This is a genomic window from Amycolatopsis oliviviridis, assembly GCF_014654365.1.
Taxonomy (GTDB): domain Bacteria; phylum Actinomycetota; class Actinomycetes; order Mycobacteriales; family Pseudonocardiaceae; genus Amycolatopsis; species Amycolatopsis oliviviridis.
Genome location: NZ_BNAY01000004.1, coordinates 280,277 through 295,770, shown reverse-complemented (window position 1 = coordinate 295,770; position 15,494 = coordinate 280,277). Strand labels below are relative to the sequence as shown.

The 15,494-nt window shown below is 68.6% G+C and carries 16 protein-coding genes; 5 read left to right on the top strand and 11 right to left on the bottom strand.

What is annotated here, in order from left to right:
• Window positions 1-8 precede the first annotated feature (8 nt).
• The gene (locus tag IE302_RS19175; protein ID WP_191255876.1) at window positions 9-527 is read left to right on the top strand and encodes an RNA polymerase sigma factor; all 519 of its coding nucleotides are present in this window, start codon (window positions 9-11) and stop codon (window positions 525-527) included.
• The gene (locus tag IE302_RS19170) at window positions 520-1,398 is read left to right on the top strand and encodes a VOC family protein (protein WP_191255875.1); all 879 of its coding nucleotides are present in this window, start codon (window positions 520-522) and stop codon (window positions 1,396-1,398) included. The genes IE302_RS19175 and IE302_RS19170 overlap by 8 nt, the downstream gene beginning before the upstream one ends.
• 233 nt (window positions 1,399-1,631) lie before the next feature.
• Here IE302_RS19170 and IE302_RS19165 read toward each other — a convergent pair whose 3' ends face one another.
• From IE302_RS19165 to IE302_RS19155, 3 genes are all read right to left on the bottom strand, one after another.
• Window positions 1,632-3,395: a gamma-glutamyltransferase family protein gene (locus IE302_RS19165; protein WP_191255874.1), complete on the bottom strand. Its 1,764-nt coding sequence runs from the start codon at window positions 3,393-3,395 to the stop codon at window positions 1,632-1,634.
• Window positions 3,396-3,427: 32 nt separating this feature from the next.
• Complete coding sequence (locus IE302_RS19160; RefSeq protein ID WP_229907846.1) at window positions 3,428-3,592, bottom strand: hypothetical protein; 165 nt, start codon at window positions 3,590-3,592, stop codon at window positions 3,428-3,430.
• Between the two features lie 103 nt (window positions 3,593-3,695).
• On the bottom strand, window positions 3,696-4,889 hold the full coding sequence (locus IE302_RS19155) for an FAD-dependent monooxygenase (protein ID WP_191255873.1): 1,194 nt from the start codon (window positions 4,887-4,889) through the stop codon (window positions 3,696-3,698).
• A gap of 114 nt (window positions 4,890-5,003) precedes the next feature.
• Here IE302_RS19155 and IE302_RS19150 point away from each other — a divergent pair, with 114 nt between their 5' ends.
• Window positions 5,004-5,582 (top strand): TetR/AcrR family transcriptional regulator, encoded by a 579-nt coding sequence (locus IE302_RS19150; protein WP_191255872.1) that lies wholly within the window; start codon window positions 5,004-5,006, stop codon window positions 5,580-5,582.
• 66 nt (window positions 5,583-5,648) lie between these two features.
• Here IE302_RS19150 and IE302_RS19145 read toward each other — a convergent pair whose 3' ends face one another.
• Window positions 5,649-6,959, bottom strand: coding sequence for a UDP-glucose dehydrogenase family protein (locus tag IE302_RS19145; RefSeq protein ID WP_191255871.1), 1,311 nt, complete (start codon window positions 6,957-6,959; stop codon window positions 5,649-5,651).
• A 160-nt stretch (window positions 6,960-7,119) separates the two neighbouring features.
• On the opposite strand from IE302_RS19145, the gene IE302_RS19140 reads away from it, so the two are divergent.
• Window positions 7,120-7,878 (top strand): SDR family NAD(P)-dependent oxidoreductase, encoded by a 759-nt coding sequence (locus IE302_RS19140; protein ID WP_191255870.1) that lies wholly within the window; start codon window positions 7,120-7,122, stop codon window positions 7,876-7,878.
• A 69-nt stretch (window positions 7,879-7,947) separates the two neighbouring features.
• On the opposite strand, the gene IE302_RS19135 is transcribed toward IE302_RS19140, so the two are convergent.
• The 3 genes from IE302_RS19135 to IE302_RS19125 all read right to left on the bottom strand — a co-directional run bounded on the left by IE302_RS19135 (window position 7,948) and on the right by IE302_RS19125 (window position 11,114).
• Complete coding sequence (locus tag IE302_RS19135; RefSeq protein WP_191255869.1) at window positions 7,948-8,622, bottom strand: class I SAM-dependent methyltransferase; 675 nt, start codon at window positions 8,620-8,622, stop codon at window positions 7,948-7,950.
• A gap of 119 nt (window positions 8,623-8,741) precedes the next feature.
• The gene (locus IE302_RS19130; RefSeq protein ID WP_191255868.1) at window positions 8,742-9,350 is read right to left on the bottom strand and encodes a PadR family transcriptional regulator; all 609 of its coding nucleotides are present in this window, start codon (window positions 9,348-9,350) and stop codon (window positions 8,742-8,744) included.
• An 81-nt stretch (window positions 9,351-9,431) separates the two neighbouring features.
• A complete protein-coding gene (locus tag IE302_RS19125; protein ID WP_191256292.1) occupies window positions 9,432-11,114 on the bottom strand; it encodes a TM0106 family RecB-like putative nuclease in 1,683 nt (560 codons plus the stop codon).
• A gap of 54 nt (window positions 11,115-11,168) precedes the next feature.
• Between IE302_RS19125 and IE302_RS19120 the strand changes: the two genes are divergently transcribed.
• Window positions 11,169-11,633 carry a DUF6474 family protein gene (locus tag IE302_RS19120; protein ID WP_005161672.1) on the top strand — a complete coding sequence of 155 codons (465 nt, stop codon included), beginning with the start codon at window positions 11,169-11,171 and terminating at the stop codon, window positions 11,631-11,633.
• A gap of 295 nt (window positions 11,634-11,928) precedes the next feature.
• Here the strand turns inward: IE302_RS19120 and IE302_RS19115 are convergent, their stop codons facing one another.
• The 4 genes from IE302_RS19115 to IE302_RS19100 are packed head-to-tail and all read right to left on the bottom strand — an operon-like array spanning window position 11,929 to window position 15,481.
• Window positions 11,929-12,888 (bottom strand): glycine betaine ABC transporter substrate-binding protein, encoded by a 960-nt coding sequence (locus tag IE302_RS19115; protein ID WP_191255867.1) that lies wholly within the window; start codon window positions 12,886-12,888, stop codon window positions 11,929-11,931.
• 1 nt (window position 12,889) lies between these two features.
• Window positions 12,890-13,666, bottom strand: coding sequence for an ABC transporter permease (locus tag IE302_RS19110; protein ID WP_191255866.1), 777 nt, complete (start codon window positions 13,664-13,666; stop codon window positions 12,890-12,892).
• Window positions 13,663-14,847, bottom strand: a complete 1,185-nt coding sequence (locus IE302_RS19105) for an ABC transporter ATP-binding protein (protein WP_373308007.1) — start codon at window positions 14,845-14,847, stop codon at window positions 13,663-13,665. The genes IE302_RS19110 and IE302_RS19105 overlap by 4 nt, the downstream gene beginning before the upstream one ends.
• Entirely contained in the window at window positions 14,834-15,481 is a 648-nt protein-coding gene (locus tag IE302_RS19100) for an ABC transporter permease (RefSeq protein WP_191256291.1), read from the bottom strand. Before IE302_RS19100 ends, IE302_RS19105 begins: the two co-directional genes overlap by 14 nt.
• Window positions 15,482-15,494 lie beyond the last annotated feature (13 nt).

The following is a 15,494-nucleotide window of genomic DNA, read 5'->3' as shown; positions in this document are numbered from 1 at the left end:
ATGGGGATGTGACGGAACCACGGGTGCATCGGGACCCGGCCTTCGCGCTGCTTTCGCTGTACGAGACGGCGTTGCCGGAGGTCTACGGGTACCTGCTGTCCCGGTGCGGTGATCGCACCCTCGCCGAGGAATTGACGTCGGAGACGTTCCTCGGCGCGGTGAGGGCCTGTCGCAAGGAGTTCGCACCTCCAGTGAGCACCGGGTGGCTGATCGGCGTCGCCCGGCACAAGCTCGCCGATCACTGGCGGCGCAAGGAACGTGAGGAACGCGGGCTGCGGCTCGTCCACAAGGAGGAGTACACCGATCCGTGGGACGAGCGGCTGGACGCGCTCCTGGCGCGCGACGTGCTCGCGTCGCTCGGGGCGCATCATCGGGCCGCTTTGACGCTTCGCTACGTCGACGGCCTTCCGGTACCGGAGGTCGCCGCCCATCTCGAGCGCACGGTGCACGCCACGGAAGCGTTGCTCGTGCGGGCCCGTGCCGCGTTCCGGCGTGCTTACCAGGAGAAGGAGGGGCGCGATGTCTGATCCATTCGACGCGCTTCGCGCGCCCTCTCAGGCTGTGGATCCTGACCCGCTCTTCGCCGCCGAACTGCGCGACAACCTGCGTCGCGCCGTCCTGAACGGAGCCGATATGACACCTACGACGAACGCCGAAGTGCGTTCTTTGACGCCGTACCTGGTGGTGACCGACGCGCGTGCCGCGCTCGACTTCTACGTCGAAGTGTTCGGCGCGCAGCGCCGGGCCGACCCGGTCGTGATGGAGGACGGCCGGGTCGGGCACGCGGAACTGGCCATCGGGGACAGTGTGCTGATGTTCGCGGAAGAGTTCCCCGAACTGGGCATCGTCGTGGCGCCCGCCGGCGGCCCGCTGATCCGGGTCGAGGTCGCGGACGCGCACGCGTCGGCCGCACGGGCCGTGGAACTGGGCGGCGAACTGCGGCGTCCCGTCGCCGACGAAGGCCATGGGCTGAGTGGGGAGATCAAGGACCCGTACGGACAGCGGTGGCTCGTCGCGCAAGCGGCACCTTCTTCTCCTTCGGGCGCTACGCCGATCCGGCACGGCGAAGCGGGCTACTTCACCTTCCAGGTCCCGGACGATGCTCGCGCGAAGGCGTTCTACGGCGCCGTTCTGGGCTGGCAGTTCTCGCCCGGACGGGTCGAAGGCGGTTGGGGTGTCGAAGGTTCCGGCCTGCAGGGCGGACTTTGGGGTGGCCCGGGACGGCAAGTGGGCTGGAAGGTCATGTACGCCGTCGACGATCTCGCCGCCGCTCTCGACCGCGTGCGCGCCCAGGGCGGCCAGGCCGGCGAAACCGAACAGCAGCCCTACGGCCTGAGCGCCGACTGCGTGGACGACCAGGGCATCGAATTCTGGCTCTGGGAACAGCCGCGCTCTTGAGTCACTGCTCTTGAGTCACTAACCCCACCCCCCACCCGTCCCAGGGGGGCGACCCCGAAGCCAGTCTATCGCCGTTGAGGGGTCGGGAGGGGAGCTGACGTGAGTTGTCCACAGACGGGGGTCATTGTGGACAACCGGGGCACGGGCGAGAGGACGCCGTGCGCCGTGAAGGCCTCCTTCACTACCTTGAGGGTAGGGAAGGAGGCCTTCACGGACAGTCGGGCACGAGAGCGTCAGCGGCCGACGGCGTAGCCCTGCATTCCCCGAGCGTTCGCGGCAGCGCGGAGCACACCGCCGGAACGCGAAACGGCCGAAAGCCGCCCGAGCGCCCAAGGTCCGGCGTCGACGACGTCATGTCCGCGCGCGGCGAGAGCGTCCATTGTGGACTGACCGAGCCGCGATTCGACCACCAGTTCCCGCGGCGTCCACGAGCGCGGATAGAACGAACTCGGGAACGCGGTCGTATGCCACGCGGGCGAGTCGATCGACTCCTGCAGGTTCAGCCCGCCGAGCGTGTGCGCCAGCCAGAAACACAGCTGCCACTGGTCCTGCTGGTCACCGCCGGGCGTCCCGAACGCCAGCACCGGCTCGCCGTCGCGTAGGCCCATCGACGGCGAAAGCGTGATCCGCGGCCGCTTCCCCGGCGCCAGAGAGTTCGGCAATCCCTGTTCCAGCCAGAACATCTGCCCACGCGAGTCGAGACAGAAACCGAGTTCCGGGATCGTCGGACTCGACTGCAGCCAGCCACCCGACGGCGTCACCGAGATCATGTTCCCGGCCGCGTCGACGACGTCGATGTGCACGGTGTCGCCCCGGGTCTCGCCCAGCGGCCCGACCGTCGGCTCCCCCGTCGCACCGGAGCCGGCTTCGAGTCCGCGCAGCCTCTCCAAGATCGCGGGCAGCCGCGGAGAAGGACCGCCGGGCCGGAGCTCGGCGGACGCTTCGTCGGTGATCAGGGCCCGGCGAGTTTCAGCGTACTCGCGGGAAATCAGCAACTCGATCGGCACGTCGGGCGAATCCCCGTACCAAGCTTCACGGTCCGCGAACGCCAGCTTCGCCGCCTCGACGGCCAAGTGCACGGTGCGCTCCGTCGGGATTCCGTCCACATAGGACAGCTCGTCGCGAAGGCCGTCCAGCAACCGCGCCTGCTGGAGCAGCGTGGGCCCCTGCGTCCAGGCACCCATCTTCACCAGGCCCCAGTCACCGAAGTCGACCTGCAACGCGTCCTCGTACGTCGCTTCCCAGCCCGCGATGTCCTCGCCGATGAGGAGACCGGCGTGATCGCGCCCGGAGTCGTCGCGGAAAGCCTTGCGGCTGAACGCTTCGATCGCCTCGGCGACGAAACCCTGCGACCACGCGCGACGTCCGGCGTCGATCTGCGCCTCGCGGCCGCTGACCGACTCGGCCTCGGCGACCAGCCGCTCCCACGTGTCCGCGAGCGCCGGGTTGCGGTGCAGTCCCTCCGCGGGCTTGCCGTCCGGCAGCCAGAGCGCCGCCGACGTCGGCCAATGCTCGGTGAAGAGGTCCTGGACCGCGCGGATCGTGTCGCCGACCCGGCTGACCAGCGGAATCCCTTTGCGCGCGTAGGAAATCGCGTAACCGAGCACATCGCGCAACGACTTCGTGCCATGATCCCGCAGGAGCAGCAGCCAGCCGTCCCACGCGCCCGGGACGGTCGCGGAGAGCAGGCCGCTGCCGGGGATCAGGTCGAGCCCGAGGTCCGCGAAGTACTCCGGCGTCGCCGCCGCGGGCGAGACTCCCTGACCCGCGAGGACTCGCGGAGTTCGATCCTTGGCGGTGACGAAGATGCCGGGGACCTGCCCCGCCGGGCCGCACAGATGCGGCTCGGCGATCTGCAGGACGAACCCGGCCGCCACCGCCGCGTCGAAGGCGTTGCCGCCGTCTTCCAGCACCGCCATGCCGGTGGCCGAGGCCAGCCAGTGCGTCGATGCCACCATGCCGTGGGTGCCGGCCAGTTCCGGCCTGGTCGTGAACACCAGCCAGATACTACGCCTTGCTAACTACTTTTTCAGTCCCAGCAGCTGAAGAGAACCTCGCCGAGACAGTCGGGCCGCCAGTACTGGACGTCGTAGTGGTTCTTCCAGCGCTGCGCCGTGGGGTCGATCGGCGCTTCGAGTTCGGCACGGGAGTACAACCGGTGGCAGGGAAGAAGCTCCCCCAGAACGGCCAGCAATCCCGGCTCGTCGACGAAAGTGATCGTTCCGAAAGTGATGAACGCGTCCGCGATACCGAGGATTGTGCCTTCCGTACTCCTTCCCAGCCCTCACCCACCGAAACTAGCGCCGAGTGGCGACAGGCGCGTCATAGTTTTCGAGCGTCGCCGCGTTCGCCGCGCGCGAGGTGATCCAGGTGAACACCCTGGTCATCGGCTTCGAACCCAGCACCCGGTACATGAAGTTCCGGTAGCCCAGCACGAGCCGTGACGTCGGGATGAGGAACGTGCCGATGCCGGCCGCCTGCTTCTGAGAGACCTTCACCGGTCCGCGCAGTTTCTCCTCGTACCGCGCGAAAGCGACCTCGTGATCGCCGTGCGCGGCGGCGAGCTCCCCGGCCAGGATGTACGCGCCCATCATCGCGAGCCCGGTGCCCGAACCGCCCGGGCCCGCGCACCAGGCCGCGTCACCGAGCAGCACGACCCGGCCGCGTGACCACTTGTCGAGGTGGATCTGGCTGAGCGAGTCGAAGTACAGCGCGTCGACGTCGCCGAGGCCTTCCAGCAGCGCCGGGACTTCCCAGCCGAAGTCGGCGAAGCGCTCGGCGACCAGGCGTTTCTGTCCTTCGACATCGCGCCGGTGCACGTCCACCGTGCCGGACGTGAAGAGGAAGCTGACGTTGAGAGCCGAGCCGTCGCGACCGCTGGCGGCCATCACGGTCCGGCCGGGGACGCTGCAGATCATGCCGAGGTGATCGAGCCCGAGGTGGTTGGGCACGGTGAAGCCCGCCGTGTGGAAGCCGAGGTCGGTCCGGAACTGCTCTTCGTCGCCGAACGTCAGCCGCCGGACGCCCGAGTGCAGCCCGTCCGCGCCGACGACCAGGTCGAATCTGCGCGGCTCGCCGTGGGCGAAGCTGACGTCGACGCCGTCCGAAACCTCGTCCAGCCCGGTGATCCAGTCGCCGAAGACGTACTCGACGTCGTTCTTCGTGTGGTCGTAGAGGATGCGCGTGAGGTCTCCGCGCGCGATCTCGACTTCGCCGCTGAAGAAGACCGACGGCATCTGAGCGACCTTCTTGCCGCGTGTGTCGACGATGACCTGCGCGCCCATCGCGGTTTCCTTCGCGCGGATGTCTTCGAGGATTCCCATGCGCTCCAGCAGGGTCATCTGCTCGCCGCGGAAGTCGACCGCGCTGCCGCCTTCGCGCAGCGCCGGGGCGCGCTCGACGACGGTCGGCGCGAAGCCGCGCTCGCGGAGCCAGAAGGCGAGGGCCGGACCCGCGATGCCGGCGCCGGAGATCAGAACGGTGGTCGTCATGGCTGCTCCCAGAGGTTTCGTGGTGATGGGAACGACCGTACGGCAGATTTGCACGCTTGGTCAAGCCGCTTGGTTAAACCATTTGGATAAACCGCGTGGTCTACGATCCCGGGCATGGGTAATCGCGAGGACCTGATGGCGGGCGCCATCCAGTGCTTGAGGGAAAAAGGCTGGTCACGCACGACGGTGCGGGACATCGCGACGGCGGCCGGGGTCAGCCACGCGGCGATCGGCTACCACTTCGGATCGCGCGAAGCCCTGCTGCTGACGGCGTTCTCCCAGGCGATGGACGACTGGGGCAAAGAGATCCAGGTGGAGATGCGGAAGGCTGTCGACCCCGACGCCTCACCGTCTGAGCAGTACGCCGCGTCCTGGCGCGCCATGATCGACTCCTACGGGCGGAACCGGCCGCTGTGGATCGCCTCGATCGAGGCGTTCACCCAGTCCGAGCATCACCCTGAGCTGCGGAAACAGCTCGCCGCGGCACAGCGCGAGGGACGTCGCGGGATGGCGGCGGGCATCCTGGGGATCGACGAGGACACGCTCACCGAGGCCGACGAGCGCCGGATCGGCGCGGTGGCGACGGCACTGAACTCGGGCATCATGCTGCAGCACATGCTCGACCCGGAGAACGCTCCGACGGCCGAGGAGGTCGTGGACGGGCTGTTGAAGCTCGTCTCCCTGGTGTCATGAAAGGGCCGTTCAGGACGAAAAATGTCCTGAACGGCCCTTTCATGACACCCGCGGGAGGCAGGTGGGTCAGGAGACGGCGACCTTCCGCCGCAGCGCCGCCCGCGGCCGCCCGACGCCCTGCCAAGACAGGCCGGCGTCCAGAATCCGTTGCGGCTCAAGGAGATTGCGGGTGTCGACGACCGAGTCGCCGTCCATCTGCTCGGCCATGTAGGTCCAGTCGAGCCGCTTGAACTCGTCCCATTCCGTCAGCACGACGACGGCGTCGGCCGCCTTGGCGACCTGGTACGGGTCGTCGACCACGGTCATCCCGGCGATCTGGCCGCCGACGGCGGGGTCGTAGGCGGTCAGTTCCGCGCCGAGCGCGCCCAGTACGGAAGCGACCGCGAGGGCGGGCGAGTCGCGCAGGTCGTTCGTCCCGGCCTTGAACGCCAGCCCGAGGACACCGATCCGCGAACCGGCGAGGGTGCCGCCGACCGCGCCGGCGATCTTCGCGACGATGCGGTCCCGCTGCGCGAGGTTCTCCTCGATCGCCGAGGTGAGCAGCGTGAAGTCGTACTGCACCGACTCCGCGACCCGCACCAGCGCGCTGGTGTCCTTCGGCAGGCACGAGCCGCCCCAGCCGGGGCCGGGCTTGAGGAACGAGCGGCCGATGCGCCGGTCGTAGCCCATGCCTTCGGTGACGAGGTCGATGTCCGCGCCGAGGCGTTCGCACAGTTCGGCGATCGAGTTCACATAGGACAGTTTCATCGCGAGGAAGCAGTTCGCCGCGTACTTCACCAGTTCCGCGCTGGCCGCGTCGGCGACGACGACCGGGGCGGCGAGGTCGGCGTAGAGGTCGCCGACCCAGCGGGCGGCGGCGACGTCGTCCGAACCGACGACGATCCGGTCGGGGCCGAGGAAGTCCTCCACCGCGGTGCCCTCGCGCAGGAACTCCGGGTTCGACACGACCGGCACGTCCGTGCGGCCGAGCATCGCCTGGATGCGCTTCGACGTGCCCACCGGGACGGTCGATTTGGTGATCAGCGCGCACCCCGCGGGAATGACGTCACCGATCTCGGTGGTCACGGCTTCGACGGCTCGCAGGTCCGCCGAGCCGCCCGCGCCCATCGGCGTCGGCACGCACAGGAAAACGGCCTCCGCGTCCCGGACGGCGTCGCGGGCGCCGACCACGAAATTGAGTCTCCCGCTGGTCAGCCCCCTCGACACCAGCTCGGACAATCCCGGCTCCAGGATGTCCACGCGTCCGGCGGAGAGCCTTGCGACCTTCGCCTGGTCGACATCGACGCAAGTGACTCGATGCCCCAGGCCGGCCAGGCAGGCCCCCGTGGTCAATCCGACGTAACCGGTCCCCACCACCACGATCCGAGCAGCGCTCATGCTGCTGAAGGTGACAGCCGGAGTTGACCTCCGAGCGAACGGAATGCTTCAGGCCCGAATACTCCTCACGACATGCCGCCCACCGACGTGAGACAACACACGCGCAACCCCGATGCGAACGAGCGTTAACCTAGACGCGGTTGTCGACGAAAGGGAGAACATGCAGATCACCGATACCGCGGCGCTCGTCACGGGCGGCGCGTCCGGGCTCGGCGGCGCCACCTCGAAGGCGCTCGCGGCGAAGGGCGCGCGGGTCTTCGCGCTGGACCTCGCCGGTGCCATCGCCAACGCCGAGCAGGTCGAAGGCGTCACCTACGTCGAGGCCGACGTGACCGACCCGGAGCAGGTGCGGGCCGCCGTCGCGACCGCCGCCGAGTCCGGGGTGCCGCTGCGGACCGTGGTGAACTGCGCCGGGATCGGGCCGTCCGCCCGGATCCTTTCGAAGAAGGGCCCGCACGACCTCGCCCTGTACGCGAAGGTCGTCCAGATCAACCTGATCGGCTCCTTCAACGTGCTGACGCTGGCCTCCGAGGCCATCGCGAAGACGGAACCGCTGGCCGACAACGCGCGCGGCGTCATCATCAACACCGCGTCGATCGCGGCCTTCGACGGCCAGATCGGGCAGGTGGCGTACTCGTCGTCCAAGGGCGGCATCGTCGGGATGACCCTGCCCGCCGCGCGCGACCTCGCGTCGCACGGGATCCGGGTGCTGACCATCGCGCCGGGCATCGTCGACACCCCGATGCTGGCGACGGTGAGTGACGAGTTCCGCGCTTCGCTGGCGGAGGGCGTCCCGTTCCCGAAGCGGCTCGCTCGGCCGGACGAGTACGCGCAGCTCGCGCTGTCGCTGATCGACCACGACTACCTGAACGGCGAGGTCGTCCGGATGGACGGGTCGCTGCGCATGGCCCCTCGCTGAGCCTCCCCCGCGCGACATGAAAGGCCCCTTCATTGCAAATTTTGCAATGAAGGGGCCTTTCATGTCAGTTCAGGGGCGGGTGAGGTGGACGTCCAGGCCGATGCCCGAGGTGGTGACCTCACAGGTCCGGAACGCCGTTTCGGCGACCAGCCCGCCGAAGTCGACCGGCGTGTAGGCGCGCCGCCGGAGTCCGACGAGCGCCTGCCGCACGCCGAGTCCCGCCAGTTTGCCGATCTTCATGCTCTCGACCTCACGCACGATGTCGCCGTCGGTCGCGTCGCGGTTCAGGTCCTGCACCACGGCCGTACCGCCCGGACGCAGCACGCGGTACATCTCGTCGAGCGCTTTCACCGGCCACACGAAGTTCTTGAACGCGGCCTGGCAGACGACGAAGTCGAAGGACTCGTCGTCGAACGGCATCGCCGCGACATCGCCCTCCCGGAACGAAGCCTCGACGCCTTGGGTCCGCGCGTACTCGCTCGCGATCTCGACGAACGTCGGCGCGACGTCGAGGCCGGTGACGGAGAACCCGAGCCGCGCCAGTTCGACGGCGAAGTAGCCGGGGCCGAAGGCGATCTCGAGGATCTTCGCGTCTTCCGGCAGGTCCGCGGTGAGTTCGCGGGCCTGCTTCCGCCAGAGTTCGAGCTGCGGTTCGGTGCCGCGCTGCCGGGCGTAGTTCCGCGCCAGCGCACCGCCCATCTCCGGCAGGATCTTGAACCGTTTTCTGTCCTTGATGTTCGACATGGTCTCTCCAGGTGTGTCTGCCCGGAGCCCGGTTATCCTCAAGGTGCCGTCTCGTGGCCGGGTTCCGGTTGCGGGATCGTCGCCCCGGTGAGGTGCTGCAACACCTCGCCGGGGCTCTTTCAACTGCGGGTGTCACTCCTTTCGGCCACCAAGGTCCGCCATTCGGCGAGACCGGGCATCGAGCCGGAAGTCAGTTCGTCGAGGACCGAGCGGACCCATTCGGCCTCCGCCGCGCGGATCGCCAGGTGGTACTCGACTTCGAGCAGCACCAGCCGCGGAATCTCTTCGAGAAGCCGTGCCAGTTCGGCGCGGGTCGAGACGATGTCTTCGTCGAGCGCCGCCAGCCGGGTACGGAACAGGGCGATCACCTCGTCCGGCCCCAGCCAGCCCAGCACCGACAGCCCGGCGACGAATTTCGGTTCTTCGGCCGCCACCTCACCGAGCAGTTCACGCAGCCAGTCGAGCATTTCGTCACGGCCCTCACCGGTGATCCGGTACACCGTGCGCTCGGGGCGCGCGCCGTCACGACCGCTCTCGGCGGCCTCGATGAAGCCGTGTTTCCGCAGGTTGCCGACGACCGTGTAGAACGAGCCCCATTTGATCCCCATGTCGCGGTCCTTGCCGCGGCTCTTCAGGATCGAGGCCATTTCGTACGGATGCATCGGGCGCTCGTTCAGCGTGGACAGGATCGCCAGCGCCAGCAGGTTCCCGACTTTCCGCCGCTTCACCACGCCTCCTCGTGCACGATTATTCGTCAACGAGTATCCGCAACGGCGCGAGAGAGCGCAAGTCTCTTGGCGACCGGGAGATCAGAGGTCGTTCATGTACGGCACGGACGTCTGCGCGTGGTCGGTCATCCAGTTCCGCAGCGCATGCGTCGCCAGGACGTCGTCCTCGTTGTAGCGCAGCAGGCGCTCCCGCTGGGCGTCGTCCGGGATCCCGCCGTCCATCCCGACCGCGTCGCGGTACCAGCTCATCGACGCCTCGCCGCCCGCTTCCGGATCGCGCCAGGCGAACCCGGCGACCGGGGCGATCACCTTGAGCCCCTTGCCGTGCGAGCACAGGAACTGGTCGGTGACACTGCGGAAGAGATCGATCCATTCGTCGGAGTCCACAAAGGACGCGATCTCGGCCTTCGTGGGAACGCCGGGGTATTCGCCGAACCGGTCGGCCGAACCGAAGAGCCAGCGGTTCTCGGCGAGCGCATTGTAGCAGTAGGCGCGGAAGGTCAGGCCCGCGGCGAGCGTGCGCTCGCGGACCTCGTTGAACCAGGCCCAGAACTCCGCGAACGACCGGGCCTCGTCCGCAGTCGGCAGCGGCTCCCACGTCGCGAAGGCCCGATAGCCCTGCTCCATCCCGATGTCCGCGCCGGTCAGCAGCGAACCCCACAGGTACGCGCCGGAATCACCGAAGCTCTCCATGTCGACGTCGACCTCGACGTCGCCGCGCGAGACCTCGACGCGGTCGACCTTGCGCACCATCGTGAGATCGGCGAGCCAGGCGCGCGCGAGGATGATCGAATCGGCGAAGGTGCCGCCGGTCCAGTTCATCGGCGGCGGTTCGTCGGCGGGGTCGAGCGCGGCCAGTTTGTCCACTGTGGACACCCCGGCACGGCGGAGCTCCATCGCGTCCTCGCCGCGGACGACCAGGCTGACGTCGCGGGTTTCGGTGAGCACGACCTCGCACGTCGGCCACCAGGGACAGCGACGGCATTCGAGGACACGGGACGGTTCGGCGAGTGCTTCTTCGCCTTCGGCGGCCGCGCTCGCGATGGCGAGCCTGTCGGCGAAGCGGCTCTGGTACTCCGTCAGCGCGCTCTTCCCGCCTGGCCAGGTCCCCGCGGACAGGTCGTGCCAGACGACGACGTCCGCGTCGAGTCCGATGACGCCGCCGATCGCGCGGTGCCCTTCGTGCTTCCCGAGCGCTTCGAGCATCCGATAGAGGTGCGCGAGCCGCATCTGGTCCCGCGGCTGCGAACGGACCTTCCGTGCCGCGTCCGGCAACCGGTTGGCCGGATCGAGATCGGTCATCACCGTGGTCGGCGCGCCCGCGCCGCGATCGGTGATGCGGTGGCGCACGACCAGCACCGGCACGTAGCCGGCACCGGTGTGGACCAGGAGTTCGGAGCCGCCGCGCCGGTGACCGGCGCGATCCACCGGCAGCAGCCCGCCCCAGATGTAGCGCGCTCCGGCGGCGAAGGCCTCTTCCGTGAGCTGCACACGCTCGGCGGCGGGGAGGTCGCGGGCGATCTTGACCCAGCCCGCGTCGGGGCCTGTCGCGTCCATGAGCCGCTGGACGATCGCGTCGCGATGCGCTGACGCGTCGGCGATCCGCTGCTGCGCGGCGGGGTCGGGCGGGGCGAGCGGGACCTCGCGCATCGCCGGATCGTGTTCCAGGTGCACGCGACGCCGGCAGCGGCTCACCGCTCCCGCGTCCAGTAGCACCTCGTTACTCACAGACAACACTCTAGAAGGCGACCGGCAAGCCGACATGCCCGCCACTTCGGGGACCAGTAAGTTCGTCAGTGACACAGCGTGGGAGGTGCCATGGCGCGCAAGGCCAAAGCCGTCGAGGGCGAAGGCAGGATCACCCCGAAGAAGGCGAAAAACGCCGTCGCGGTGGCCAAAGTGCTCGGTCCGGCCGTACTGCCGGTGATCGCGCCGTACGCCGTTCGAGCGGCGGGCGCCGCGCGGGAGCTATACGACCGTTATCAGGCGAAGAAGCTCGGCGTGGCCGTCGACCAGCTCGGCGAGTTCAGCGGACGCGGTGCCGCGCTGCACGCGCGGATCGCGGGACTGACGCAGGGGCTCGCGGAGCTGAAGAGGTCCGCGAAGGCGACTGACGCCGACGCGGCTTTCGCGAAGGACACTCAGGGGACGCTGGAGCAGCTCTCGGCGACCGTCCGCGCTTCGGAGCGGATGCCGGCCGCGCGGCGGAAGGCGGCGCACCGGGCCGTGGCCGGGGAGCTGGACCAGCTGGAGGGGAAGCTGCTGCACCGGCTGGGGATCTGAGCCTTCGCGCGGCCGCCCCCTCAAGTGCAATGAAGGGGCCTTTCATAGCAAAATTTGCCATGAAGGACGCTTTCATTGCACGGCCGCGACCTCCGAGCGGACCGGGACAGCGGCTAACTCGGCCGAGAACGGTCTCCCCAAGGGCGCCCCGCGCCCGACGGAGACTTCACCGTCGAGCGCCCTCTTTCGGGCCGAAGGCCCACGGAAACTCGATGAAGGGGCGCCCTCCGCACCCACCGTGAGGTGGAAGCGGAACGACGCCCCTTCGGCGAGTTTCCGTCAGCGCTCGACAGATTTAGCTGATGAACCCCTTCTTCTTCATCCACTCGTAGGCGACCTCGCCCTGGTCGCGGCCGTCGACGTCGACCTGTTTGCACAGTTCGATCATCTGCTGGTTGTCCAGCGCCGCGCCGACGGCTTCCAGCGGTCCGCGCAGTTCCGGGTGCTGCTTGAGGAAGTCCGTGCGCAACGTGGGCACGGCGTTGTACTGCGGGAACGCCTTCTTGTCGTCTTCGAGGACGCGCAGGTTGAGTCCGGCGATCCGGCCGTCGGTCGTGAAGATCTCGCCGATCGGGCAGGTCCCGCTCGCCACGGCCGAGTAGATCGTGCCGATGCCGAAGTTCTTGATCACCGGATTCTGGAACCCGTACGCCCGCACGGCGGCGGGGAAACCGTCCTGGCGGCTGGTGAATTCGGTCTCCAGGCAGAACACGTTCTGGTCGGGCTTCCGCTTGAGGAACGCCGCCAGGTCGGACGTCGTCTTCAGGTTGTTCGTCGCGCCGTAGGCCTCGGTGACGGCGAAGGCATACTGGTCGTTGAGCGGCGAGTAGTTCAGCCAGGTGACGCCGAACTTCGTCTCGTCGGCCGCCTTCGTGGCTTCGTACTGGGCTTGTTCCCCGCCGGGGACGGGGAGTTCGTTGCCCTGGTAGTTGATCCAGCCGGTGCCGGTGTACTCCCAGGTGACGTCGGTCTGTCCGGCGAGCAGCGCCTGCCGTGACGAGTTCGAGCCCTTGATGTCGGTCAGGTCGACGACGTCCGCGCCCGCCGCGGAAAGCGCCATTTCGGCCATGTAGCCCAGGATGATGTTCTCGGTGAAGTCCTTCGACCCCACCGTCACCTTGACGCCCTTGAGGGATTCGATGGGCTTGATCGACCCGGGTTCGATCTTGTACGGCAGCGCGGTGTTGACCTCGAGTCCGCACGCGGAAAGCGTGCCGCACAACAGGACCGCGCCCAGGATCGCTTTCAGTCGCATGTCAGCGCAGTCCCTTCGGTCCGAAGAACTGTTCCGCCACCGCGCCGAGCCAGTCCACCAGCAGCGCCAGTGCGACGGCGAGCACCGAGCCGGTGATCAGCACCTTCGTCAGGTTGAGCTTGTAGCCGGTGTCGATGAGCAGGCCGAAACCGCCGGCGTTGACGAACATGCCGAACGTCGCCGTGCCGACGGCCAGCACCAGCGAGGTCCGCAGACCGGCCAGGATCAGCGGGATGGCCAGCGGGAACTCGACCCGCCACAGCACGCCGGAGGCCGACATGCCGATGCCGCGGCCCGCGTCGATCAGCGCGGGGTCGACCTGCTGCAGGCCGACCATCGTGTTCCGCAGCACCGGGAGCAGCGAGTAGAACGCCAGCGGCAGCGCCGCGACCCACAGTCCGCCGGTCGCGCCGGTGACGATGAACCACAGCACCAGCACACCGAGCGCGGGCGCGGCCTGGCCGATGTTCGCCACCGCCAGGAAGACCGGCGCCGCCCATTTCGCCCAGGGCCGGGTGACGAGCACGCCGAGCGGCACCGCCACGGCGACCACGATCGCGGTGACCACGACGGTCATCGCCAGGTGGTCGCGCAGCGCGGTGAACAACCCGGCGGCGTTGAGGGTCTCCTTCTCCGTCGCGGTCAGGTCACTGGTGAACACCCAGATCAGGACCCCGAGGACGATCAGCAGGACCGCCGCGGGCTGGGCGAACAGCCGGACCCGCTCGGCGCCTCTCGACGAGGATTCGGTGGTGAACCCGGTATCGACGGCCGTCATGCGGTCACACCTTCCGCCGGGTTGTCGTCGGAGTGCTCCTCGCGCAGCTGCTGGATCGTCGAGATGACGGTGTCGAGCTCGATCGTCCCGGCGTACTCGCCGCGGGCGCCGGTCACCGGGACGCTGCCGCCCTCGGCGAGCATGGCTTCGAGCGCGTCCTGCAGCGTCGACTGCAGGCTGACCGAGTCGCGCAGCGGTTTGCCCGCGGTGGCCAGCGACGACGCCGCGGTCAGCTCGCGGACGTGCACCCACCGCATCGGACGGCGCCGCTGGTCGAGCACCAGCACGAAGTGCTTGCGCTGCTGGGTCAGCTTCTCGCGGACGTCCGACGGCGATTCGCCGACCGCCGCCGTCAGCGCGTCCTGCTTCAGCTCGACGTCGCGGACCCGCAGCAGCGTCAGCTGCTTGAGCGAGGCACCGGCGCCGACGAAACCGGCGACCGTGTCGTCGGCCGGGTTCGCGAGGATCGCGTCCGGGGTGTCGTACTGCAGGATCCGCGACTGGTTTCCGAGCACCGCGATCTTGTCGCCGAGCTTCACGGCCTCGTCGAAGTCGTGGGTGACGAAGACGATCGTCTTCTTCAGTTCGGTCTGCAGCCGCAGCAGTTCGTCCTGCAGGTTGCCGCGGGTGATCGGGTCGACCGCGCCGAACGGCTCGTCCATCAGCAGCACCGGCGGGTCCGCCGCGAGCGCCCGCGCGACGCCGACGCGCTGCTGCTGCCCACCGGACAGCTGACGCGGGAACCGGTCGCGGAAGTCGGCCGGGTCCAGCCCGACCAGGTCCATCATCTCCTCGACCCGGTCGTTGACCTTCTTCTTCTCCCAGCCGAGCAGCCCGGGCACCACCGCGATGTTCTGCGCGACGGTGAAGTGCGGGAACAGCCCGGCCTGCTGGATCGCGTAGCCGATGCGACGGCGCAGCGTGTCGACGTCGAGCTTCAGCGCGTCGTCACCGCCGATGGTGATGCGGCCCGACGTCGGCTCGATCAGCCGGTTGATCATCCGCATGGTGGTGGTCTTGCCGCAGCCGGACGGGCCGACGAAGACCACGATCTTGCCCGCGGGCACCACCATCGAGAAGTCGTCGACCGCCGGCTCACGGGTGCCGGCGTAGCGCTTCGTGACGTTCTCCAGCTCGATCTCGACGCCGGATACGGTTTCGGTCGGCTCAGCCACGGACACCCCTTGAGACGGTCAGACGGTTGATCAGGACGTAGACGGCGTCGAGGACCAGAGCGAGAACGACCAGGCCGAGCGTCCCGGTCAGCGCCTGGTTGAGGGAGTTCGTGCTCCCCGCGTTGGTGAGGCCGGAGAAGACCTCCGAGCCGAGCCCCGGGCCTTTCGCGTAGGCCGCGATGACCGCGATGCCCATGAGCATCTGCGTCGCGACCCGCATGCCCGCCAGGATCGCGGGCCAGGCGAGCCGCAGCTCCACCTTGGTCAGCACGCCGAACCGGCTCATGCCGATCCCGCGTGCCGCGTCGCTGACCGCGGGATCCACCCCGCCCAGTCCGACGATCGTGTTCCGCACGATCGGCAGCAGCGCGTAGAGCACGAGAGCGATGACGGTGGTGTTCGCGCCGAGGCCGAACACCGGGATGAGGAGCCCCAGGAGGGCGAAGGAGGGGACGGTGAGGATCGTGCTCGCCAGCGCCGTGGCCACGGCCGACCCGATCGGGCTGCGGTAGACGGCGACGCCGATCACCACGCCGAGCACGGCGGCCAGGATCGTGCACTGCACGACCGCGCTGACATGGAGGAGCCCCTGGAGGGCGAGTCTGTCCCACCGATCCGAGATGTACTCGAAGAGATTCATCGCGTGCTGGTTC